The following is a 22875-nucleotide window of genomic DNA, read 5'->3' as shown; positions in this document are numbered from 1 at the left end:
ATTCATGAGTAAAGAAATTAAATCAGTCGGATTTGTGCCAAGATTTTTTGGCTCTTTCGGTCAGTTTTTTAAATATATGGGCAACGGAAACTATGCTGCGCGTTGTAGTGAAGTAAGCAATGGCAGTAAGTTCGAGTTCGAAGTTGACCCCAAAGTGATTACAGAAGAAGTGGAGGTGATTCGAGAAGTGCAGATCGAAGCTCCTGCACTGGATACTGTGAACTCTGACGGAGCCTTGCAGCTACTACAGCTACTTCAAAAAGAAGCTCGTTTTATCGATTTTACTCAAGAATCTATCGATACTTATAGCGATGAAGAAGTTGGCGGCGCAGCACGACAAATTCATGCTGGGTGTTCAAAAGTGATTGAACAGTATTTTTCGCTGAGTGCCGTGAACGAGGCTCCTGAAAACGCTCGTGTTGAAGTAGCTTCGGACTACAATCCACAACACACTAAACTTGAAGGTGTAATTCAAGGCGACGGGCCTTTCAGTGGTACGCTCATTCACCCTGGTTGGAAGGTGACCGATATCAAGTTGCCTCAAATCAGTGATACGGAAGGCTTATCTATTTTGGCTCCTGCGGAAGTTGAGGTCTAAATGTCAGAGTATTTTGTTGGTATCGATTTAGGCACGACCCATTCCGCTGTATTTTATGCAGAAAAAGGCTCGGACTCGGCGTTAAAACAGCTGCAAATACCGCAGCTAACCGCTCCAGGACGCGTTGAAGATAAGGCGCTGCTGCCTTCATTTGTGTATTTTCCTCATCAAACAGAGCTGCTTGAGAGTGATCGACTATTACCTTGGGGTCAATGCACCCATATTGTCGGCTCGCTAGCACGCGAGATGGGCGCAAAATCTCAAGGCAGAATGATACAAAGTGCGAAAAGTTGGCTTTGTCATTCTCGTGTTGCTGTCGATGAAAAAGTACTACCTGTCGATGCATTAGAAGAAATTGATAAAACCTCGCCAGCGCAGGTCACGGAGTGGTTAATTCAGCATTTGGTTAAAGCATGGGATTATGCATATCCAGATAGCCCAATTGAACACCAGCACCTCGTTATTACGGTGCCAGCATCGTTTGACCCCGCAGCACGAGCAACAACCGAAGCCGCAGCTCAAAAATTGGGGCTAAAAGCGCGTCTCATTGAAGAACCGCTTGCTGCATTTTATGCATGGTTGTCTGAACAAGAAAACTGGACAGAAAGTCTAACCGTTGGAGACCACATACTGGTTGTTGATGTCGGCGGTGGAACAACCGATTTATCCTTGATTCAGGCCACAGACAACGACGGTGCTTTGGCGCTGGAGCGTGTTTCGGTCGGGCGTCATATATTGTTGGGCGGTGACAACATGGATATGGCACTCACCTATCATGTCGCTGGTCAGTTGGCGCAACAGGGAACTCAATTAGAACCATGGCAGATATCTGGCCTTACACAAGGCTGTCGAGAGGCTAAAGAGCGCTTATTAGCGAATCCAGACATTCCAGAAGCAACCGTTGTTGTGCCTAGCCGTGGTCGTAGTTTGTTTAATAATTCGATTAAAGCAACGCTTAATCAACAGGATTTACAAACGCTAATTTTAGATGGCTTTTTTCCCAATGTTCAGATGGGTGAACGTGCTCAAGCGCAACCTAGAGCGGGTTTCGCTGCGATCAATTTGGATTATGAAAGTGATCCAGCGATTACACGTCACATTTCTGAATTTCTGGCGAATACTCAAGTTTTACCGACTAAAGTATTGCTAAACGGCGGAGTATTCAACGCCGCTGTTATTCGTGATTTGATTGCGAATCGACTGCAAACTTTATGCGGTTCAGATAATAATCTTGAAATGCTATCTCCTAGCCACCTTGATCATGCAGTAGCGAAAGGCGCTGCTTATTATGAACAGGTTCAGTACGAGGGCGGTGTAAAAGTTAAAAACGGTTTGGCAGCCAATTACTACATTGGTGTTGCAAGCCCAATGCCCGCTATACCCGGCATGGCGGCACCTGTTGACGCGGTATGCGTGGCGCCTTTTGGGCTGGAAGAAGGCTCAGAAGAAGTAATGTTACCTAGCGAGTTTTCGCTTGTGGTTGGCGAGCAAGTCACATTCCGCTTCTTTCAATCTAATCATAACGATGCCGATCAAGTAGGCAAAGTTATAGCTTCGTTCTCAGTGCCGGCGCTTAAGGAGCTCCCGCCTTTATCGGTGTATTTAGATGCCAAAGACTATAAAGAAGGTGAGATGGTTAGGGTCTGCGTGTCTGCTCACGTTACTGAACTGGGGCTTCTTATGCTACAAGCGCACGATGTTAATTCGAACAACGTTTGGGAAATTGAGTTTCAAACCAGGGATTCGTAATGAGCAATACATATAGAGTTGGAATCGACTTAGGTACTACCAATTGTGTCGTTTCCTACTTCGACATCCAATCCTCTAATGGCGAACCGGAATTGTTAGACATCCCCCAAAATCTGGGGGATGGAACGGTTCAGAGTTTTACTTACTTACCCAGCGCAATTTATCTGCTCGCGGATGATGAATTAGCCAAAATTGCGCCCGTACTTCCTTGGCGCAGTACCGCTACAGATTTGATCATAGGCAAGGGCGCACTGGATTTAGGCCAGAGGCGAGTAGGGCAACTTGTTCAGAGCGCGAAAAGTTGGTTGAGCCATCAAGGGGTTAATCGCAGAGAAGCCATTTTACCGTGGGGAAGTGAAGCAAAGCGTAAAGTAAGCCCCCTCAAAGCGACCGAAATACTTCTTAGTTATATAAAAGATGCGTGGAATCACCGTTTTCCCGACGCGAAGCTGGAAGATCAGCAAGTCACATTAACGTTACCTGCTTCATTCGATGAAGAAGCAAGGTCGTTGACACTCGATGCAGCTCGACGGGCTGGAATTCGTGATCTTTATCTTCTAGAAGAACCACAGGCGGCTTGTTATCACTTTATAAGAGATAATGAGTCTTTATCATCTCTTAAAGAATGCAAAATGTTGCTGGTGGTTGATATTGGGGGTGGCACATCTGATTTTAGTTTGGTCCACATCAAATCCACTGACCGAGAACGATTGGCACTGAAACGAATCGCGGTAGGGTCGCACCTGCTATTGGGTGGAGACAACCTTGATCAGGCGCTTGCATATCAATTAGATCCGAGACAAATTTCGTCACTTTCAGCAACTCGTTTAGCGGCTCTGACTCAACAGACACGTAAAGCCAAAGAAGTATTACTATCAAAAGATGGTCCTGAATCGGTGACGCTTACTGTATTGGGTGCGGGCAGTAAGCTAATAGGTGGATCACAGAAGTTTGTTGTAGAAAAACAAAGTCTACTAGCGCAAATAGAAGAAGGCTTTCTACCGATTATTGATAAATCGACAAAAGTGAATCGATCTGAATACGCGATACATGCCTTGGGGTTGCCATATGAAACGGATGCCGCATTTACACGCCATTTAGCGCAATTCATTTCAGATCACGAAGCAGAGATAGTGGCTCTTACAGGTCAAACAATGCCCGATGCCGTATTGTTCAACGGCGGGCTTTTCAACAGTGACATGGTAAAAGACCGCTTTGTTGAACAACTCAATCTCTGGACTGAAGGGCGCATCACGGTATGCAATTCAGGAGAGCCTAATAACGCCGTTGCAAAAGGAGCGGCACAGTATCTAAATGCTTTAGACGGCGTTTCTACGCGTATTGAAAGTGGTGTGTCGCATAGTTTATGGCTCCAAACATCTGAAGGTGATTATGTTGGGCTGATTCCTAAAGGAACACCGAAAGAAGAGCTCATAGAATTATCTCATGAGTTCGTCTTGACGTTAGGTGAGCAGGTTCAATTTCCGTTATATCGGTCAGATGATGATGTCCAGTGCGATGTAGGCCGTATACTGCGAGATGATAGTAAGATGCATTTTGTTTCGAACTTACTCTCTGAGTTAGAGGGAAGTGGAGAGCAAGTAAACGCTAAAGTAAAACTCGCTGCAAAACTGTCTGAAATTGGCGTAGTTCAAGTTAAGTTGAAAGACACTGAACATGGTCAAGAGTGGGATCTTAACTTCAGTACGGACGCGCCAGAAGCAAATTCAACGGAAGAGACGGTTGAAACGTTGCATAGAAATATGGGACAAGCCGAGGAACTGCTTGTTCGATGTTTTTCAAATGCAGGCCAAAAAACAGAACCGAATCTTGTGAAAACTCTGCGAGTAGAGCTGGAAGCGCAGCTTGGTGATAGAGAAGAGTGGAACGTAACCACGGCGCGAAGAATATCTGATAAGCTCTTATCGCTAAAATCTGGGCGGGTGAAGAGCGCGCAACACGAACGCCTATGGCTCCAGTTGCTCGGCTTCTGCCTCCGTCCTGGTTACGGGCATACTGGAGATGAACAGCGAGTTACGCAGGCGTTCAATCTTACAAAGAACGGGCCTAAATTTGATGCATCTGCAGTTTGGGCGCAACATTGGACGTTATTCAGGCGAGTGGCTGGAGGGTTAGCAGCCGATCAGCAAGAGTCTCTGTACAAACAGTTCAGCCAGTTTTATTCGCCTTCTGGTCAGAAATCGCGAGACAAGCAAAAACAGCTGCAAACACGATCGGGAGACGATTTAATAAGAATGGTCGGTGCGCTTGAACGTTTAGCACCTGACACAAAAAAAGAGGCGATAGATTGGTTAACCAAACGCCTTAAAAAGTCATCCGAAAGTGATACGGGCTGGTGGACTATTGGGCGATTAGCATCACGCCAGCTATTGGTTCAAGAAGAGGATTACCGTCTTTCGGAGCGCATAGCAGTAACTCAGATAGAGCTGGCGCTTAAAGAGGATTGGAAGAAACGTAAGCAAGCAGGCTTAGCAACCATATTAATGACACAGCATTGTGAAATGGAAGCTGAATCTTTGTCTACTTTGCGAAAGAAAATCGCGAATAAGTTAAAAAAAGATAAATGTCCTGCTTTGTGGCTTGAACGTCTCAGTGAAACAGACACCATTGATGAAGTCAGTTTAACGAAATTAGTAGGCGAAAGTTTCCCGATTGGTCTAAGCTTAATTTAGTCTGCTCGCAAGCAGAACTAAACCACATAAGACGTGGTAATCCCAAAAGGAGCCTTAAACAGGCTCCTTTTTACTTCAAATTCCTTCCAATTTTATATGTACTTAACAGTAAGTACTTGCGTGTTAACCAATATAAAAAAGAGATAGCAACATAGAGTGCATAAAGAATGCGCTCATACCATGGTTCTTCAACTTTTTTCGATAGAGATTCTTTAAAAAACGTTTTAGAATTCGCGCTTATTTTTATTTTATTGAGGTTTTGGATATGAATTCATCTAATGTCACTATACTAGACGGTGGGATGGGGCGAGAGCTAAACCGAAGAAATGCACCTTTCCAGCAGCCTGAATGGTCCGCATTGGCAATGATGAAGACACCTGAAATTGTGAAAGAGGTTCACAAGGACTATATAAAGAGCGGTGCACACGTTATTACGACGAATAGCTATGCTCTTGTTCCTTTTCATATTGGAGAGCAGGCGTTTGCTGAGCAAGCCTATGATCTAGCCAAACTTTCTGGCGATGTCGCAAAAGAGGCGGTTGTCGAAAGCGAACGTAATGTTCTTGTTGCAGGGTCACTTCCACCTCTTTTTGGATCGTATCGCGCCGATTTGTACAATGCGGAACGTGCAGAAGAAGTCGCTACGCCTATTATTAAAGGGCTTAGTGGAAATGTCGATGTGTGGTTAAACGAAACCCAGTGTCTCATTGAAGAAGTTGCACAGGTAAAGGCGCTTGTTGATAAATACGACTCTGGGAAAAAACCTTTCTGGGTGTCCTTCACCCTAGAAGACTCAGAGCAAACAGAAGAGCCTATGCTTCGCTCGGGCGAAACGTTACGTGACGCGATTGCTAAAATTTCAGGAATGGGGATTTCAGCGGTTTTATTTAATTGCAGTCAACCAGAAATTATCGGTGAAGCAATTAAGCTGACGCACAAAATGTTAGCTGAGTCCGGTTTAGAGGCAATAGAGATTGGTGCTTACGCTAATGCGTTCCCTCCACAAACCAAAGAAGCAACGGCTAACGATGGTTTGGATGAATTGCGTGAGGATCTTTCCCCAACAGAATATCTTGATTGGGTTAAGCGTTGGGTTGAAGACGGTGCAACATTGGTAGGTGGATGTTGTGGAATTGGTCCAGAGCATATCGAAGCAATGTCTAACGAACTGGCTTAGTATACCAGTAGTAATTGAGCTCGCTGTTAGGTGAGTTTACGAAAAAAGGAGAGCGAGTGCTCTCCTTTTTTTATTTCATATTTAGTTTCAAGCATCCATTAAGTTATGCGGGCTATATGGTGATGTTTAGATGCATTAGTTTAGACAAATCGTACTAAAAACTGCACTCGGCTAGAAATCGAGCTTCAGTTCTGTTTTAGAAACAACGATGCCGTTACGATCACAATAGATGTAATCACCTGATTCCAGTTTAACGCCCGCAAATTCTAGAGGAACGCCGATTTCTCCTAGCCCTTTTTTCTCGGTAGGTAAGGGAAATGCACAAAGAGCTTTAACCCCAAAGTTCAGTGTTGATATCGTGTAAACGTCTCGCACCGCACCATTGATAACAATGCCTTTCCAGCCGTTTTTCATTGCGTTTTCAGCAAGCATATCACCTAACAAGGCTCGTCGGCAGCTTGCCTTCCCATCTACGACGATCACTTTGCCGTCACCTTGAGAGAAGGCTAATTCTCGAACCTTACTGTTGTCTTCATAACAAGAAACGGTGACGACCTCACCATAAAAGCAGTCGTTACCGCCAAAATCTTGAAAGATAGAGTCGGCGATCGTAATGCTGTCGGCATAGTGATCACATAAATCGGGCGTTAGATCAGTCATAATCTTCTTCTCTCTCAGGGGCTTCAATTAATCCGTTCTCAGAGGCGATTTGTAACAGGGATGCAATTTGTTCATCAGGTGGCAATAACTCTAATGGCGTAGGGTTGCCATGTGATGCCCACTCATTGTGCAAATCCAGTCCTCGTTCTTCAAACCAATCAAATATGTTGAGTACTTCGAATGTTGGCTCTAACCCTTTGGAGTCAAAGGTTGCCTCGACAAGCAATGACAGCTCATCGGGTTGAATGGCATAGACGGCATCCGTATCAAACTCACTTGTCCATTCTGCGAGAATGTCACCCGCTTCATAGCCAAACTCGTAAAGCTGAGTTTCGTTAATATCTTGTATATTTTTTTCAACGGTGGCTGAATGTAGCCAATCATCGTCAGGAATAACAAGTACTTCTTTTATCTCAGCATCGTGAGTAGACCAAGTAAATAACAAAGGAAATGACGGCTCATCCGCAGAATTCGCGACAGCGGTGATGAATATAGGTAAACTTGCCATATTAAAAGTAACAGCCTGTTTAGTAAGGAATATTGAATGACCAGTCGTATCAAGATTAGTAGCTTTTTTGATGGCGGAAACATAACCGTGATCGACGCGGCGGAACCTGACAATATTAGAGTAAGTATTCCGAAAGATACAGAGTCAGATTTCTTTCAATGGTTTTATTTTCGTTTACAAGGCGGTATGGGCGAAGAATGTATAATCCATTTTGAAAATGCAAAAGACGCCGCTTATTCTGAAGGCTGGGAGGGCTATCAAGCGGTTGCATCGTATGACCGAGAGCATTGGTTTAGAGTACCGACTCAGTATGAAGATGGCATTCTTACAGTAGCGCATCAGCCAGAACAAGACAGCGTTTATTATGCCTACTTCGCCCCTTATAGTTATGAGCGCCATCTTGATATGCTTTCGTGGGCAAGTTCGCACGAGGATTGTGTCACTCACCACTTAGGTGAAACTGCCGAAGGGCGAGACATTACTCTGCTTGAAGTGACAAAAACTCAAGGGTTGGCAAAAAATATCTGGATAACAGCACGTCAGCACCCTGGAGAAACCATGGCAGAGTGGTTTGTAGAAGGATTGCTAGAACGACTGTTTGATGAATCTCATCCAGTTGCTAGAGCTATGCTAAAGCAATGTCGTTTTTACATTGTTCCAAACATGAATCCCGACGGCGGTGTTCATGGGAACCTTAGAGTAAACAGTAAAGGCGTTAATCTAAACCGAGAGTGGAAACGATCTTCCCAAGAAAATAGCCCGGAAGTATTGGCGGTTCAAAAGAAAATGGCCGAAGTTGGCGTGGATATGTTCTTGGATATTCACGGAGACGAAACACTGCCAGTTAACTTTGTTGATGGGTGTATTGGTGTTCCAAACTTTGATGCTCGTATGGAAGCGATGGAAACGTTGTTTTCACAAACATTACTTGCTGTGAGCCCTGATTTTCAGACGGATATTGGCTACGAGCAAGATTACTTTGGTGAGGCTAATTTATCTGTCGCATCAAAATGGGTGGGTAACACTTATCGATGCTTGTCGTTAACACTTGAAATGCCCTTCAAAGACAATGAAAACCTACCTGATGAGGAGGTTGGTTGGTCTCCAGAACGTTCTAAAATTCTAGGAGCCGACGTTCTTTATCCGATATATCAGGTGATTAATAGCAAGCACATGTCCTAACTCACGTTCTAAACGTGCGCGTGCTAATGATGAAGAGAGCCGTCTTTTTATCATTAGCACTTTTTTTACATGCCCCCTTATTAATCTGACTTATCGACAGACATACCGCGTCTGAAAAAGAAGTGTGTATCGTATTTCGCCATAATTATCGGGAAATTATTATCGAGCGACGAGCAGGCGCACTTTTTAAAAGACGTGAGAGAACGTTGGAAATTCGAAGGGCTGCTTCTTTAAAAGAGCCCTTGTCGATCGTCGTTAATTTAGCGTTGAAAGATACTTACGCTCTAGATCGCTGTAAGCCAGTTGTAACCGGTCTAACTCTAGATTCTTACGATTAAATTCGGTTCGAAGCGTTCGCTCATCGGTGTTTGTAGCTTGCTCCATTAATTCTGCTTTAATGTCACTGGTTTGATTGGCTAAAAGCTTGTTTTGCTCTCGAAGCATATTGAGTTCATCTGATGTTGAGTCGCCGTTGTTTTGTGCTGCAACGGCTTCCAATATTTTTGCCTCTGTTTCCGCTGTTTCCGAATCTAATGTCTGCAATTCTTGTGCGAGTAAAGCGACACATGTTTCTGACTCTTGGAGTAATCTTTCCAAATTTTCGACTTCTTTAGCATGCTCGTTGATAAAGAAATCATTGTGAGATTGTTCATCCTCTTGTGCTTCGGTTAGGCCGAGTTTAATTGAATCAAACGCTTCTTTTTTGTTCGCTTGAATGTTTGAGAGCCCAGTAATAACAGTTGTGTCTGTTTCTTTTAGTCTTTGCTCAATCTCTTCAAGAGCTTTGTTTTTACTCGAGATATCTTGTTTTAGGGATTCAATGGTAAGGTTGGTTGTGTTCAGTTCTGTGCTGAGTTGTTCGATAAGCGACAATGACTCAGTGCTCATTCTTTCTAAGCGTTCAATTGCGACTTTCTGAGATTCGATGTGTGTTTGGTTTGATTTCCCTGTTTTTTGGCTATCTAATGCTTCTTGAAGTTTTTCTATAACGGTCTGTTGGCGAGCTGACAGCTGCTTTAACGACTCTAAATGTCGCGAAGATTGAGGCTTTTGTGCTTTCGGTTTGGTGTAGGAGGTTCGGGCTTCGGGAGTTACGTCTAAAGCATAGGCTGAGTGATGATTGATTGATTCGATTTGCTCACGCAACTTGTTCTGCTCCGCTTTTAAACGGGCTAATTCACGCTCTTTAATACCGAGCTGCGCAATACGCTTTTTTGTGCGCTCAATGTTACTACGAAGGTCTTCGTGCAACTGTTTCTGATTTGCGATGAGGTTTTCTTTTGTAAGTAAAACTTCACCTGCCTGCATGAACTCTTGATCAAGCTCTTCTAGGCTTTTTTCAAGGTCTGATTTTTTGGTGTTACGGCTTTCAAACTCTAATGCAGCCAGAATGCTGGCTAAAAAACGGTTTAAAATTGGGCGCGGGTTTTGGCTATTTTCATTAATTATGATGGCTTTTTCGGCTTTGAGTAATGTTCCCCATATTTTAAATTTCGTCGTAGCGGCTTCGTCTTTCTCTTGTAATTTGGCTTTAACAGAATTTATAGCATGTGTTATCTGTCGCTCTATAAATTCACTGAAACGACTGTAAGAAGCGCTTAAATCAGGCTCAGCGGCACTAGAATGTACGTTGTCACTCGATGGTGTGGATGAGGCTGAGTTTTTTTCATTTTCATCGTCTGGTTCTGGAGTCTTTTTAAGCAGGCGTGTACGCCAAATAAAAAATACGGTGAGTAGGGTGAATACTGTCGAACTTTCGAGCAGTATCCATAATTGCCACTTTTCCATCATGCTTACCCCTTAACTTGCATCTGAAACGGCGTAAATGAAAACCAGTTACATGTACATCGTCTACTGGGTCAGATACACTTTCGTAAAATATCATTCGCCGTAAAGTGTTAGAGCGCTATGTGTTAGTTTAGCCGTACTATTGAATAGCTCAATAAAACACAAACTAAGTAACATTGTTATAGCATCGTGACTGGAGTTGCCATCTGAGCTGATAGTTCAGTCATCCCCGTCTTTTATATCTAAACGTACTATTGTCTCAACACATTGCGAATTCTAATTATTAATCTTAACGGAAAGAACGATTCTATGAGTAAAGATTTTTTAACATTCATGCGTAATCGCGTATCTCAACCAAAATTAAATGCGCCAGCGCCAACAAAAGAGGAATGGGACGAGATCCTCGAAGCTGCAAGCCGTGCCGCTGATCACGGTGGCTTAAAACCGTGGCGCTTTAAAGTCTATGAAGGAGAAGGGCGCAAAAAACTTGGTGAAATATACTGGCAACACGCGAAATCAGAAGTTGACGCTTTACCAGAAGAAAAAAAAGACTCTTTTATTAAGAAAGCCTTTCGAGCGCCACAGGTCTTGCTAATCTACGCAAACATCGTTGAGCATCCAAAAGTTCCAAATGTAGAACAAGTTATGGCTGTTTCTGCTGCTGCGCAACAAGTATTGTTAGGGCTTAACGCGTTAGGGTTCGGTGCAATGTGGCGTTCTGGTCCTGCGTGTTTTACTGAGCGAACCAACTCATTATTAGGTCTGGAAACAACAGATCAAATCGTAGGGTTAATTTACGTCGGTACTCCAGATACTCTTTCCATCACTCCAAAACATGTCGACCTAGAAGGTTGCGTGGAGTGGGTATCAGAATAATCTTTAATAATTGCAGATAAACTGAAAAAAATAGTTGCAATTCAATAGCTTCACCAATAATATACGCCGCACGAATTGCGACAAGCAGTTCAAAAAGTTTTGGTGAGCTGTCCGAGTGGCCGAAGGAGCACGCCTGGAAAGTGTGTATGTCGAAAGGCATCAAGAGTTCGAATCTCTTGCTCACCGCCATTACCTTGAAAAACCGCTTAGGATAGAATCTTAAGCGGTTTTTTTTGATCCCGAAATTTTCACCAGTATACTGGCTTGCCGTTCCCGCACTTTTATTTTCTTGCACTTAGTTCTTTTGTAAGCATCGCTGCACTCGAAAAAGGGTTAACTGGCGTTCAAAGTCGCCCTCTTTAATACCCAAATTTTAGTATTTTCGTTTTAGTGTTTAAATGCGAATTTAGCTGACTAAAGCATTATGGCTGTTGTGATTATCCCACTTTCAAACGGGGGAATGGATTTGCGCATGATGCTGTGCACATTAGGTTCGTAAGTGCTATCGACGTAAGGAGTATGATTCTCGACCTTTTAGAACGGAATATCTTGTATCGATAGCATAATGCAATTAATTCCCTGTAAATCAGGAACTTCCACCGATTAACGTGATCTATCTAAGAGTCTTACTAATTAACTACTAATTTGAGCTATGAATCGCAGAGATCTTGTTAAATCTATTTTAGCCGTTGCGGCGGCTAGCAGTGTTCTAAATTCCACGACCGCGCTGGCAGGCACGAATGAGCGAATGCCAGTTTTATTTTTGGGGCATGGGTCACCGATGAATGCTTTGCGGGACAATGCATTTACTCAACACCTGACTCACCTTGGGAAATCGTTACCCACTCCTCGCGCAATTGTCGTAGTGTCAGCCCATTGGGTTGCAAATAAAACAACACTAAGCGCCACAATGAAGCCATCGACCATTTATGATTTTGGTGGTTTTCCTGAAGAGCTGTTTCAAATGACGTACCCTTGTGATGGCGATCCAAGCCTTGCAACACGTTTAGCAACGCATTTGAATGAATTTGATGGAGACATCGATAAAAATAGGGGACTCGATCATGGCGCTTGGACGGTTCTTCATCATCTATACCCTGATGCCGATATTCCGGTTATTCAATTGGCGATGAGTACGCAGCTGACGCTTTCTGAGCATATGGAGGTAGGAGCGGCGTTACAAAGTCTAAGAGATGAAGGGGTGTTGATTGTTGGCAGTGGTAACATCGTACATAACTTAGGGAAGCTCAATCGTGCTCCAAATGCTAATAACACCGATTGGTCGGTAGAGTTTGATGAGCTGATTAAAAGCTCGTTGTTGCAGCGCGATTTGGGTCAGCTGCTTGCACAAGACCGATCAAAACACCCATTGTGGAATATTTCACACCCGACGATTGAACACTATGCTCCATTGTTGTATGCATTGGGCGCATCAACAAGCACTGATGACATTCGCTTTCCGTACGAAGGTTTTGAGTCCGGTTCTATTTCAATGAGGTCGGTCTTGTTTAGCTAGTGTAGAAATGAAATCAATTAGCCGAAGAGTTGATCCATTTCTTTGCAAAGAAGAGGTTTGCCTTGGTCAGTGATCGAGGCAACATTAATTTGTGCCGAGATACAGACTTTGGGCCGATCTGGATGCTCTGGATCAAGTACCGTGATACGTTGCTCAAAGACGGCTTTGAAGCGAGTGAGGCGTTTACTGGTTGTTAAAACTGTTGCAATCATTCCGCTGCGCAAAGAAGCTTTATAGTCTACTTCTGCTCTTGTGACGACAAGGTGGATACCTTGTGACGTTAATTCAGCGAAATTCAATCCCTTGGTTTTTATGAACTCGTGTCGAGCATGCTCAAGATAATTTTGATATACCGCATTGTTTACAATGCCCTGCATATCGCATTCATAATCTCTAACTTGTATTTCAAGTGTATGTGCTTCATTAGGCATTGCGTGTCCTTTCGATTCGGTGTCATTCATAACAGTAATCTTTGTCCCTAGTTAGAAGATGTGCGATTTCTACCTCTGTGTTTTGCGTTCTCCAGATACACTCTGGCGCGTGCCAGCAGGCTGGAGACGCTTTCGTCACCAATCAGTGTGGCCACACCGACAGAGACAGTAAGTTGTGTCATTTCTTTTTTTGTATCTTTGTAGCGAATTTTTTGAAGTGAGATTTTTTTGCGTATTGAGTTTGCAAGCTCCGATGCTTTGGCAAGTTCTAATTCATTAATTAGAAGGGCGTAAGTGCCGCCATCTATGCGAGCGAGTACACTATTATCAACATTAAAATCTTTGATGAGTTTCCCTACGTAGCGTATTAACGAGGTTCCGGCTCGACGTCCGTGCTTCTTATTAATGGATTGAAGTTTGTCGATGTCTATTAATAAGAGCGATAAATCGTCTTCTGCACCTTTTTTCCATGTGTACATGTACCGCTCAAGCCCTTTTTGGTTATAGTGCTGGGTCAAGGGATCGAGTTCAATATTATTTTTAAGTGCTTCCAAGTCACTTTTTAACGCGTCAATTTCATAACGAACAACGTTAAGGTTTTCGTTGAATTTAACGGTGCTTTCTATTGCTTTTTCAGTGCCTTTTTCTAAATAGTTGAGCACTTTTTCGATGTGTTTTTGTCGGTCTGCGCGTTCGAGTACGCGTTTACTTTTTTTCAATACCCCATCAAGACTGTCCAGCGACCCTTGCATCTCTTTTGAATTTTTTTGAGAGGCTTCGATAAGTGCTTCGATTTTATTTTGATGCTCGTTATTAAACTGAGAATCGTCAATAACAAATTGATGGAAAAGTTCTTTCGTTAGGTAATCGGGTACGCCACCAAGCGTTCTAATGGTTGCATCCATCAGTTTGTTCAGCTTGGGGGTGCGATTTGAGGAGTACTCATAGCACACGCCATAATTATAGGGTGTCGGTGCAATATTAAGTCGCTGCATAAGGGGGACTGCCTTACGCAATATTTCATTCGCTTCGTTAAGACCTTCGTCTTGCATTACTGCCTCGTTATCGCGGTGTACTTAAAACCCTTAGTGTTCTGATTTACAAATCACTGCGCTTTTCAAAAATGCTTAAAGCTTCGTCCCTGTTATATTGATTGAGATCCGTCGTCTGACGTATGTTATGTAGTAACTATGTACTTGGGTCAACCGCCAACTCGTTTGGCTTTGAAATCATTTTTCTTTAGAAATTCCATGACTTTATCTCTGTGATCGCCTTGAATTTCTATAGCCTTATTCTTCACAGATCCACCTGATCCGCAAGAGGCTTTTAACTTTTTTGCAATATCTTTAGTTTCGTCCAGTGTCAGAGCGAATCCAGATATGAGGGTAACCCCTTTGCCTTTACGACCTTTTGTTTCGAGCATTACTTTTATATTGCCGTCTCCAAGCAATTGCCCTTCATTACAGTTGCATTCATCTATCGGTTCACGACAATCTGGGCATAGTTCGCCTTGGTCTGTGCTGAAAACTAGGCGTTTTTTAGCCATTTTTTACTCCAATTCGTATTCATTTTTCTAGCGGCCTCGCGGCGCGCAACTGGTTTGTATAAACCATGTGCTATGTATTCAGTCTGTATGGCTCGATGAAGGTCAACAACTCGTCAAACTTTCCTCTATTATCGCTTTTAATGGTTAACTCTCTTCCCGTATTGGGGTGATTGACCGTTAGCGATTCAGAGTGGAGCATTAACCTAAGATCAGGATCAAATGCTTCTCGCAATGTTTTGTTGCAATGTCTGCATCCGTATCGGGTGTCGCCGATTAACGGGTGAAATACGTGCTTAAAGTGCCGTCTTATTTGGTGTTTACGGCCTTGTTCGGGCATTACCTTAACATGAGAAAGTCTGGTGGACGGATATTTACTAACCGACAGAGGTAACTCATATTGTTTAAGTTGCTGGTAATGGCTCATGCATTCTTGTTCTGTGCCTTCTATTTTAAAACGAGAGCGTCCTTTTTCTTCATTCAATTTTGCAAGCGGGTAGTCAATCGATCCAGATTCATCGACGTGACCTCGCACTAGCGCTGAATATTCTTTTTTAACTTCTCGTTGCATAAACTGCGCGCCTAACTGAGACGCCGTCGTACTGTCGAGAGCCATCAGTAGAACACCGCTGGTTCCTCTATCCAGTCTATGGACAGGATAGACTCGCTGGCCGATCTGGTCTCTAAGAAGCTGTACAGCAGCTTCCATTTCACCTCGAGCGAGTTCTGTTCGATGAACTAACAAGCCGCTAGGCTTATTAACGGCAACAAGATAATTATCTTGAAATAATATTTCTAACACTCAGAATCGATCCATATTTTGATTATCTATAAAGTCGGAAATTTTTTGAACTCCAATCGAAATGAGCTTTTGCATGGCTTCGTTACTTGCCCAAGCTATGTGAGGTGTTAAAAGGAAATTGGGGAATTCTTTCAGCGCTCTAAGTGGATGAGTTTCTGGCATTGGTTCTTGAGTTGCGACGTCAAACGCTGCGCCGGCAATTTTATGTTTTTCGAGTGCTTTAATCAATGATTCTTCGTTTACTAGCCCACCTCGGCCAGTGTTTATGAGCAATGCTGAGCGTTTCATAGCATCAAACTCCGCATCACTGATTAAACCCTCAGTTTCGGGTGTAAGCGGACAATGTAAGGTATGGATGTCAGCAGTCGAGATGGCCTCTTCAAAGGGTATGTAGCCTTGTCGTGTGTGGGTAGCATTTTTTCGTTCTACAAATACGGGCTCCATACCAAACGCTGTGGCGATGCTGGCTACCTTTGTTCCAAGTGCGCCACTGCCATATATCGCGAGTTTTGTGCCAGATAGATCGCTAATAGGGTAATCGGTAAAACAAAAAAACTCGGCACTTTGCCATTTTCCATTTTTAACGTCTTCAAGGTAGCGAACCAAGTTTCTTCGTAACATAAGCATTAGGGAGAAAGTATGTTCGGGAACACTGATGGTCGAATAGCCTTCGACGTTTTGAACCGCAATACCGGTTTGTTGGCAGTACTCAATGTCTATGTTATTTGTGCCTGTCGCCATTACTTGTACAAGTTTTAGTTTGCTGGCATTTTTCATATTATTGCGCGTAAGTCGTACTTTGTTTGAAAGGACAATGTCGGCGTCTGTTATGCGATTTGCTACTTCTTCTTCAGTCGAATTGTGAAAACTGACAAGCTCAATACCATTTGGCATGACGATTTCAATGTGAGCGGGGAACGATCCTCTGTCCAAAAACACTGCTTTCATGATTTTCCCTATTTACTTATAAGCTTCAAAATATACGGTCTGATGTTTTCTAATACGATCTTTTGACCCTTTTCATTGGGGTGAAGTCCATCTCCTAACATTAACGTTTTATCTAGGGCTACATTCTCCAGCATGAAGGGCATGTACGCAATATCTTCTTTCTTTGCTAAGTCTTTGTATAAATTGAAAAAAGCTTGGGTGTAACGTTTTCCGTAGTTGCTAGGAAGTCGATTGCCTATCAATAGAGGCTTTGCACTGTATTGTCGGGTGATGTTGATCATAGAAAGAAGATTTTCAGACGCTTTGGTTAATGGGTAACCCCTAAGGCCGTCGTTCGCGCCAAGTTCTAGTACGACCCAGTTTGGCTGGTGCTTTTCTATTAGAGAGGGGAACCGTGCCAGTCCGCCTTGTGTCGTCTCGCCGCTTACGCTTGCATTTATGACGGTGATTTTAGGCGCGACCGAAGCTAATTCTTGTTCGATCAACGAGACCCAACCCTTTTCAATTGACAGGTTGTAAGCGGCGCTTAAACTGTCGCCCATGATAAGTAATGTGCCGCTTGCCTTTTCTAATGCCGTGTATGAAGCCGCTTGAACATTGAGATGGAAACTTGCCAGTAGTATTGTGGTCGTTATAAGTAATGTACGTATGTAATTCATTTGATACCTATTTAAGGATGCTTGACGAATGTTGAAGTCGGAAGCGCTAGTAACTAAAGATCTGGGCCACACAGTAAAAACCTCTGAAGGGCCACTTACCATATTGAAAGGAATCAACCTTGAAATCAAGCAAGGAGAGAGTGTTGCAATAGTGGGAGCGTCCGGTTCAGGTAAATCAACCTTGCTTGGGCTAATTGCAGGGCTGGATCAACATACGGATGGAGAAATTTACTTACAAGGTCATGCTCTGAGCGCATTGGACGAAGAAGGTCGAGCGGACCTACGCGCGCAGTACGTGGGCTTTGTCTTTCAATCGTTTCATTTATTACCAAGTTTGTCTGCATTAGAGAACGTTATGCTTCCCGCTGAATTGAAGGGCGACACGTCTGCACGAGAAACAGCGATTGAATTACTCACCAAAGTTGGGTTGGATCACCGACTGAATCATTATCCAAGACAATTGTCAGGTGGTGAGCAACAAAGGGTCGCAATTGCACGAGCGTTCGCGTCCAATGCGAAAATTTTGTTTGCAGATGAGCCTACTGGAAACCTTGATAGCAAAAATGGCGTATTAATTTCTGATTTGCTGTTTTCGTTAAACGAGGATAACGGCACAACGCTGATTATGGTTACTCATGATGCAAAACTTGCTGAACGTTGCGATCGATTTGTAGAAATCGAAGCAGGCGAACTTAAGGAATCTTAATATGCTTGCATGGAAAATGTTAAAACGAGAGTTTAAAAGTGGTGACGTTATGACCTTAGTCATCGCTTTAGTTCTCTCTGTTGGTACTGTGACAGGCATTGGGTTGTTTGTTGATCGGCTGCAAAAATCCTTTGAGATTGGCGCGGCAAATTTGTTAGCTGCGGATAGGGTGATCAGTAGCGATGAACCTATTGTGCCACTCTGGCAAGAGCAAGCGCTTGATCAAAAGTTAAATACAGCGAATCGAGTTTCATTTTCATCGATGCTTTTTTCGGACGCTGGCCTTCAGCTGGGACAAATAAGCGCTGTCAGTGCGGCGTACCCACTACGTGATTCCTATTTGGCAGACACTGAGTTATTTGGGACCGGTGTGAAGACCAATGCTGGACCAAAATCCGGAGAAATTTGGCTGTCTTCACGGTTGGCAAGTTTACTTGATGTCACACTGGGAGCTGAAGTCGATGTCGGTGAAGCAACCTTTACGGTAACACAATATCTCGTTAGGGATCCTGGAAGTACTGGGTCTGTATTTTCCATTGCTCCTAGAGCAATCATAAACTTGGATGATCTCGCTAAGACGGAAGTCATCATTCCAGGATCAAGGGTTCGTTACCATCTTCTTTTATCTGGTGAGCAACAGAATCTATTGGATTATGACGAATGGATTACACCTAAATTAACAGACGGTATTAGATTACGAACGCCGAAGCAGAGAGGCGAGCGAGTAGGGGAAACCATTTCACGAGCTGAGTCTTTCCTATTGTTAGCGGGAACACTCGCGGTTGCTTTGTCAGGAGTGGCGATGGCGCTTGCTTCGTCTCGGTATGTAAAACGCCACCTTATCCAGTTCGCCGTGATGAAAACAATGGGTGCTACGCCGAAGAGGTTAACTCGTTTGACCTTGTATCAGCTAACAATTTTGTTTTTGATCGGCGCGGTTATTGGGTTGCTGTTGGGCTTTTTAATCCAATTTGTGATTGGGTTGTTACTGCAAGATCTCATGGCTGTTGAGCTGCCATCGCCGGATATTCAGAAACTGTGGCTTGGTGTTGCGACAGGCTTTGTGTCTTTAGTTGCGTTTTGTGTCCCTTTGATGGCTCGGTTGATTCAAGTTACGCCTTTGTCTGTCCTTAATCCATCGGCTCCTTTTCAGGGAAATGCGTTGTTTATTTACGTCGCAGGTCTAGTTGGCATGTATTTGCTTATGTTTATTTATACGGGCGGTTTTGCATTACCGTCAATAATGTTTTTAAGCATTGCAATAATTGCTGTTGTCATCAGTGGACTTGGATATTTGCTATTTCGATTTGGGCGTGCAAGAACACAAGGTGCAACTACAGGTTGGCAAATCGGTCTTGCTTCTCTCTATCGTCGATTATTAAGTAACCTTTTTCAGTTGTTGGTATTTACCGTGATTCTCATGTTGGGTCTGATTCTTTACGGTATTCAAGCGAATCTAATAAGTGATTGGCAAAAGCAATTGCCGGAAAATACGCCAAACCATTACCTCTTTAACGTTCTTGATGATCAGGTGGAAGGGATTTCGTCTTTAGCGAATAAGTACGATATTCCAATTTCGAATTGGTATCCCATGGTGCGTGGTCGAGTTATTGAAATAAAGGGTATTGGGGTTAAGGAAATTTATCCGCGTCGAGCAGATGAGCCAGACTTAGTCGAGAGAGAAATTAACCTTACATGGGCTGATGATACAGGGGCTGGAAGTCACATCCTTTCAGGGGTCTTTAGCTCAGAGGGTATTTCTATCGAGTCGCAAGTTGCAAAAGAAGTCAACGTGACTTTGGGAGATGAATTGACACTTGATATTGGTGGAATTCAGCAGACTTACCCGATTACGTCGATACGAGAAGTGGATTGGAGTAGTATGCAGCCCAATTTCTACATAATACTTCCTAAGGCCGCGTTATCTCAGTTTTCGGCAAACTTTGTAAGCAGTGTTTTCTTAACACCTGCGACCGCGCCAAATTTTTACAAAGGAATGGCTGAGTATCCGACTGTTTCGATGCTAAACGTGGGGGATTTACTAAAGCAAATTCAAGCTATTGTGAATCAGTTATCTAATGCATTGCAGTTGGTTCTATTTTTTATTCTGAGCGCTGGCGCACTGGTCTTAGTCGCGAGTATACGGGTCACACTTGACGAACGACTAGAAGAAGGTGCCATTTTACGAACATTGGGAGCGAACAAAAAACTCGTCAGACAAGCGCTTTTAGTTGAGTTTGGTGCACTTGGCTTTTTTGCCGGTTGTATCGCTTCTCTTACCGCAGAAATCAGTTTGATCGCGTTGCAAATAGTGTTGTTTAAACAAGATGTTACCTTGCATCCGCTTATTTGGGTGTTAGGTCCTGTCGTTGGTACGATAATTGTTACGATTATAGGTGTATTTGCGTCGCGTGCTGTGTTAAAAGTGCCGCCGATAAAATTACTGCGGGCGTTTTAATACAGTGAAAGACATGTTCGAAGAACAAACGGGTTACATAATGAGCCGCCACTCCAAAGATGTTCAAGGTGGCTTAGAGATAACTTTTTATATCAAAACAGAATCGGAAACCGTTAGGGTAATACCGGAGCGTCAGTCCAGCTCTTTCTTTACTAATGCGCCTCTTGATTATTTTCCTAACGAGATTAGAGACGTTGAAGTACTAGAATGTGGACTACGAGATTTCAATAATGATGCCACCCTGATGGTCCGTAGTCGAAGCCTGTTGTTGCAGCAGCAAATGATTGCGTTTATCCAAAAAGGGGAATACCTCGTTTACGAGGAAGACGTTAAACCTCATGACCGCTATTTAATGGAACGTAACATCCGTGGAGCGGTGCGTTTTATTGGCAAACGAGATGGAAATACGTTTACCGAGGCAAAATTGATTTCCGGTGACTTTACGCCCGATTGGAAAGTGTGGTCGCTGGACATCGAAACCTCTGTAAGCCGAAATGAGCTTCTTTCTGTGGGTATTGTCTCGCAAAATAACAAGATTGCTTTTGTTGTCAGCGATACGGTTCAAGATGTCCCAAATACTTACTTCTTCCCTGATGAGCAGCGTCTGCTTCTGGCATTGATTAAGTTTTTCAAACGCCACAATCCAGATATTATCATTGGGTGGAATGTGATTGGGTTTGATCTTCTGTTCTTGGATAAACGGTGTAAATTGCTTGGCATAAAACCCGCGTTCGGAGCATTGGGCGAAGCATGGAGCATTCGCTCGGTCGAAGGAAAAGGAAAGTACTTTGCAACCATACCGGGTCGCGTTGTGCTCGACGGCATTACCTTGCTGAAAGTGGGCGGTTTCCATTTTGATTCATACAGTTTGAATTCGGTATCCAAGTCACTTTTAGACGATGGAAAGCTCATTCATGGCGGTGATCGCTGGCAAGAAATAGAGCGCCTTCACTCTGAGGAGATGGATAAGTTTGTTGCCTATAACTTACAAGACTGTGAGTTAGTAAAAAGAATATTTGAGAAACTTGATCTCATCGAACTTCAGAAGACGAGAATTGACTTAACCGGTATCCCGCTAGAGCAAACAGGAGGCTCTGTCGCAGCGTTTGAGAACTTGTACCTGCCGCGACTTCATAAAGCCGGTTGGGTTGCTCCTGCATGGCGAGACGAGCCTTTTGTACCAAGCCCTGGCGGATTTGTTATGTCGTCCGTTCCCGGCCTTTACAAAAATGTCTTAGTGTTTGACTTCAAAAGCCTGTATCCCAGCATTATCCGAACGTTTTACATTGATCCTTTGGCTCGAGCGGTCGCTAGCCATTTAGCAGGAAAGGACCTATCCAACGTTAATTCTGATGTTGATCAGGAAGGTGTGGAAGATCACGTTGACGATGATTGTCCAGTTCCGGGTTATTTAGGAGCCAGCTATGATCGTTCGGTCGCTATTTTACCCGCATTGGTTTCAGAGCTTGCTCAAGCAAGGGAGAATGCAAAACGTGATGGAAATGAAATTTTAAGTTATGCCATAAAAATCATTATGAATTCGTTTTATGGCGTGCTGGGTTCAAATGTCTGCCGTTTTTATCATGCTGAATTGGCCAGCTCGATTACGATGAGAGGGCATGAGCTGCTTAACCGAAGCAAGAAATGGATGGAGGAAAAGGGGGCGAAGGTTATATATGGCGACACAGATTCGTTGTTTGTGACGCTTTCTTGTCCTGATGAGGAAGTTCATGAGCGCGGTAATGAGCTTTGCGGTTTGATAAACGAGGGTTTAAAGGATTGGTGCAAAGAGTTTGCGGGCCTAGAATCGTATCTGGAGCTTGAATTTGAGACCTTGTACACGCGTTTCTACATGCCAACAATACGGGGCCAAGAGGAAGGCAGTAAAAAACGGTATGCAGGTATTACCAACGGCGAGATGGTGTTTAAAGGTCTTGAAGCCGCTAGGAGTGATTGGACACCACTGGCAAAACGATTTCAAAAAGAGCTGTTTGAGCTTGTGTTCCACGATCAAGATCCGCGTGAATATATACAGACCTTTGTTAGTGATCTAACTACGGGTAAGTTAGATGCTGAAATAATTTACACCAAACAGCTGAGTCGGCCGATTTCTCAATATTCGAAAACGATTCCCCCGCATGTTAGAGCGGCGATGATGATAGACTCTAAAAGAGAGGAATTAAACCAGCCTTTGGAATATAACCAAGGTCGGAAGTTTGTTAGTTTCTATTATCAGCATTCCGGTGTGACGCCATTTGAGAGTGGAGACGCCATTTCAAATGTCGACTACGATCACTATATTGAAAAGCAAATAACCCCAATTGCAGACAGTGTACTGCCTTTTTTTGGTTTATCTGTAACAAAAATATTGACGAAGCAAATAGAATTGCTATAAAACTAAAATCGCATTCACTTTTTTCTAGATATCAATGCCTTAGCTAAAATGGAATGCGATATTTATTTTGAATTCAACAGCTCAAATACGGGATACATTTGAGTTATGGAATATGTAGGGCGAAAACAGCTGCATTTGAGTAACTTTTTCTAATTATTTGATGGACTCTCTAATTTTTGAATATGA

19 protein-coding genes and 1 tRNA gene are annotated in these 22875 nt (G+C 43.4%); 11 read left to right on the top strand and 9 right to left on the bottom strand.

The features are described from left to right. Positions 1-4: 4 nt before the first annotated feature. The 4 genes from DFP79_RS12635 to DFP79_RS12620 all read left to right on the top strand — a co-directional run bounded on the left by DFP79_RS12635 (position 5) and on the right by DFP79_RS12620 (position 6217). A complete protein-coding gene (locus DFP79_RS12635; protein WP_133504300.1) occupies positions 5-598 on the top strand; it encodes a DUF2760 domain-containing protein in 594 nt (197 codons plus the stop codon). Beyond that, positions 599-2347, top strand: coding sequence for an Hsp70 family protein (locus DFP79_RS12630; RefSeq protein ID WP_133504299.1), 1749 nt, complete (start codon positions 599-601; stop codon positions 2345-2347). Then, on the top strand, positions 2347-5040 hold the full coding sequence (locus DFP79_RS12625) for a hsp70 family protein (protein WP_133504298.1): 2694 nt from the start codon (positions 2347-2349) through the stop codon (positions 5038-5040). The genes DFP79_RS12630 and DFP79_RS12625 overlap by 1 nt, the downstream gene beginning before the upstream one ends. Positions 5041-5305: 265 nt before the next feature. Next, on the top strand, positions 5306-6217 hold the full coding sequence (locus DFP79_RS12620) for a homocysteine S-methyltransferase family protein (protein ID WP_133504297.1): 912 nt from the start codon (positions 5306-5308) through the stop codon (positions 6215-6217). Between the two features lie 171 nt (positions 6218-6388). Here DFP79_RS12620 and DFP79_RS12615 read toward each other — a convergent pair whose 3' ends face one another. Both DFP79_RS12615 and DFP79_RS12610 read right to left on the bottom strand, forming a co-directional pair. After that, positions 6389-6877, bottom strand: a complete 489-nt coding sequence (locus DFP79_RS12615; protein ID WP_133504296.1) for a putative 4-hydroxy-4-methyl-2-oxoglutarate aldolase — start codon at positions 6875-6877, stop codon at positions 6389-6391. Further along, positions 6870-7385: a hypothetical protein gene (locus DFP79_RS12610; protein ID WP_133504295.1), complete on the bottom strand. Its 516-nt coding sequence runs from the start codon at positions 7383-7385 to the stop codon at positions 6870-6872. Before DFP79_RS12610 ends, DFP79_RS12615 begins: the two co-directional genes overlap by 8 nt. Positions 7386-7421: 36 nt before the next feature. Here DFP79_RS12610 and DFP79_RS12605 point away from each other — a divergent pair, with 36 nt between their 5' ends. After that, positions 7422-8567 carry a M14 family metallopeptidase gene (locus DFP79_RS12605; protein WP_133504294.1) on the top strand — a complete coding sequence of 382 codons (1146 nt, stop codon included), beginning with the start codon at positions 7422-7424 and terminating at the stop codon, positions 8565-8567. A gap of 255 nt (positions 8568-8822) precedes the next feature. On the opposite strand, the gene DFP79_RS12600 is transcribed toward DFP79_RS12605, so the two are convergent. After that, positions 8823-10358, bottom strand: coding sequence for a coiled-coil domain-containing protein (locus DFP79_RS12600; RefSeq protein WP_133504293.1), 1536 nt, complete (start codon positions 10356-10358; stop codon positions 8823-8825). A 306-nt stretch (positions 10359-10664) separates the two neighbouring features. Here DFP79_RS12600 and DFP79_RS12595 point away from each other — a divergent pair, with 306 nt between their 5' ends. The 3 genes from DFP79_RS12595 to ygiD all read left to right on the top strand — a co-directional run bounded on the left by DFP79_RS12595 (position 10665) and on the right by ygiD (position 12747). Continuing rightward, complete coding sequence (locus DFP79_RS12595; protein ID WP_133504292.1) at positions 10665-11231, top strand: nitroreductase family protein; 567 nt, start codon at positions 10665-10667, stop codon at positions 11229-11231. 101 nt (positions 11232-11332) lie between these two features. After that, positions 11333-11420, top strand: a tRNA-Ser gene (locus DFP79_RS12590). A 463-nt stretch (positions 11421-11883) separates the two neighbouring features. After that, positions 11884-12747, top strand: a complete 864-nt coding sequence (ygiD, locus tag DFP79_RS12585) for a 4,5-DOPA-extradiol-dioxygenase (protein WP_133504291.1) — start codon at positions 11884-11886, stop codon at positions 12745-12747. 17 nt (positions 12748-12764) lie between these two features. Here the strand turns inward: ygiD and DFP79_RS12580 are convergent, their stop codons facing one another. From DFP79_RS12580 to DFP79_RS12555, 6 genes are all read right to left on the bottom strand, one after another. Continuing rightward, the gene (locus DFP79_RS12580; protein ID WP_243730271.1) at positions 12765-13208 is read right to left on the bottom strand and encodes an acyl-CoA thioesterase; all 444 of its coding nucleotides are present in this window, start codon (positions 13206-13208) and stop codon (positions 12765-12767) included. A 17-nt stretch (positions 13209-13225) separates the two neighbouring features. After that, positions 13226-14230, bottom strand: coding sequence for a GGDEF domain-containing protein (locus DFP79_RS12575; RefSeq protein WP_133504290.1), 1005 nt, complete (start codon positions 14228-14230; stop codon positions 13226-13228). 149 nt (positions 14231-14379) lie between these two features. Next, positions 14380-14724, bottom strand: coding sequence for a translation initiation factor (locus DFP79_RS12570; protein ID WP_133504289.1), 345 nt, complete (start codon positions 14722-14724; stop codon positions 14380-14382). 70 nt (positions 14725-14794) lie between these two features. Continuing rightward, complete coding sequence (locus DFP79_RS12565; RefSeq protein WP_133504288.1) at positions 14795-15523, bottom strand: pseudouridine synthase; 729 nt, start codon at positions 15521-15523, stop codon at positions 14795-14797. Next, complete coding sequence (locus DFP79_RS12560) at positions 15524-16471, bottom strand: D-2-hydroxyacid dehydrogenase (protein WP_133504287.1); 948 nt, start codon at positions 16469-16471, stop codon at positions 15524-15526. 8 nt (positions 16472-16479) lie between these two features. Further along, the gene (locus DFP79_RS12555) at positions 16480-17130 is read right to left on the bottom strand and encodes an arylesterase (protein WP_133504286.1); all 651 of its coding nucleotides are present in this window, start codon (positions 17128-17130) and stop codon (positions 16480-16482) included. A 28-nt stretch (positions 17131-17158) separates the two neighbouring features. Here DFP79_RS12555 and DFP79_RS12550 point away from each other — a divergent pair, with 28 nt between their 5' ends. The 3 genes from DFP79_RS12550 to DFP79_RS12540 are packed head-to-tail and all read left to right on the top strand — an operon-like array spanning position 17159 to position 22689. After that, a complete protein-coding gene (locus DFP79_RS12550) occupies positions 17159-17836 on the top strand; it encodes an ABC transporter ATP-binding protein (protein ID WP_133504285.1) in 678 nt (225 codons plus the stop codon). A 1-nt stretch (position 17837) separates the two neighbouring features. Next, complete coding sequence (locus DFP79_RS12545) at positions 17838-20294, top strand: ABC transporter permease (protein WP_133504284.1); 2457 nt, start codon at positions 17838-17840, stop codon at positions 20292-20294. A gap of 13 nt (positions 20295-20307) precedes the next feature. After that, positions 20308-22689, top strand: a complete 2382-nt coding sequence (locus tag DFP79_RS12540) for a DNA polymerase II (protein ID WP_166637707.1) — start codon at positions 20308-20310, stop codon at positions 22687-22689. Positions 22690-22875: the final 186 nt, after the last annotated feature.

Origin of the sequence: Marinomonas balearica (genome assembly GCF_004362145.1) — a bacterium.
Taxonomy (GTDB): domain Bacteria; phylum Pseudomonadota; class Gammaproteobacteria; order Pseudomonadales; family Marinomonadaceae; genus Marinomonas; species Marinomonas balearica.
This window is presented reverse-complemented; position numbering and strand designations above follow the sequence as displayed.

What these genes read in the sequence shown, in the direction of transcription:
- DFP79_RS12635 (WP_133504300.1), top strand. Translation starts at nt 5, where the DNA reads ATGAGTAAAGAAATTAAATCAGTCGGATTTGTGCCAAGATTTTTTGGC.
- DFP79_RS12630 (WP_133504299.1), top strand. Translation starts at nt 599, where the DNA reads ATGTCAGAGTATTTTGTTGGTATCGATTTAGGCACGACCCATTCCGCT.
- DFP79_RS12625 (WP_133504298.1), top strand. Translation starts at nt 2,347, where the DNA reads ATGAGCAATACATATAGAGTTGGAATCGACTTAGGTACTACCAATTGT.
- DFP79_RS12620 (WP_133504297.1), top strand. Translation starts at nt 5,306, where the DNA reads ATGAATTCATCTAATGTCACTATACTAGACGGTGGGATGGGGCGAGAG.
- DFP79_RS12615 (WP_133504296.1), bottom strand. Translation starts at nt 6,877, where the DNA reads ATGACTGATCTAACGCCCGATTTATGTGATCACTATGCCGACAGCATT.
- DFP79_RS12610 (WP_133504295.1), bottom strand. Translation starts at nt 7,385, where the DNA reads ATGGCAAGTTTACCTATATTCATCACCGCTGTCGCGAATTCTGCGGAT.
- DFP79_RS12605 (WP_133504294.1), top strand. Translation starts at nt 7,422, where the DNA reads ATGACCAGTCGTATCAAGATTAGTAGCTTTTTTGATGGCGGAAACATA.
- DFP79_RS12600 (WP_133504293.1), bottom strand. Translation starts at nt 10,358, where the DNA reads ATGATGGAAAAGTGGCAATTATGGATACTGCTCGAAAGTTCGACAGTA.
- DFP79_RS12595 (WP_133504292.1), top strand. Translation starts at nt 10,665, where the DNA reads ATGAGTAAAGATTTTTTAACATTCATGCGTAATCGCGTATCTCAACCA.
- ygiD (WP_133504291.1), top strand. Translation starts at nt 11,884, where the DNA reads ATGAATCGCAGAGATCTTGTTAAATCTATTTTAGCCGTTGCGGCGGCT.
- DFP79_RS12580 (WP_243730271.1), bottom strand. Translation starts at nt 13,208, where the DNA reads ATGAATGACACCGAATCGAAAGGACACGCAATGCCTAATGAAGCACAT.
- DFP79_RS12575 (WP_133504290.1), bottom strand. Translation starts at nt 14,230, where the DNA reads ATGCAAGACGAAGGTCTTAACGAAGCGAATGAAATATTGCGTAAGGCA.
- DFP79_RS12570 (WP_133504289.1), bottom strand. Translation starts at nt 14,724, where the DNA reads ATGGCTAAAAAACGCCTAGTTTTCAGCACAGACCAAGGCGAACTATGC.
- DFP79_RS12560 (WP_133504287.1), bottom strand. Translation starts at nt 16,471, where the DNA reads ATGAAAGCAGTGTTTTTGGACAGAGGATCGTTCCCCGCTCACATTGAA.
- DFP79_RS12555 (WP_133504286.1), bottom strand. Translation starts at nt 17,130, where the DNA reads ATGAATTACATACGTACATTACTTATAACGACCACAATACTACTGGCA.
- DFP79_RS12550 (WP_133504285.1), top strand. Translation starts at nt 17,159, where the DNA reads ATGTTGAAGTCGGAAGCGCTAGTAACTAAAGATCTGGGCCACACAGTA.
- DFP79_RS12545 (WP_133504284.1), top strand. Translation starts at nt 17,838, where the DNA reads ATGCTTGCATGGAAAATGTTAAAACGAGAGTTTAAAAGTGGTGACGTT.
- DFP79_RS12540 (WP_166637707.1), top strand. Translation starts at nt 20,308, where the DNA reads ATGTTCGAAGAACAAACGGGTTACATAATGAGCCGCCACTCCAAAGAT.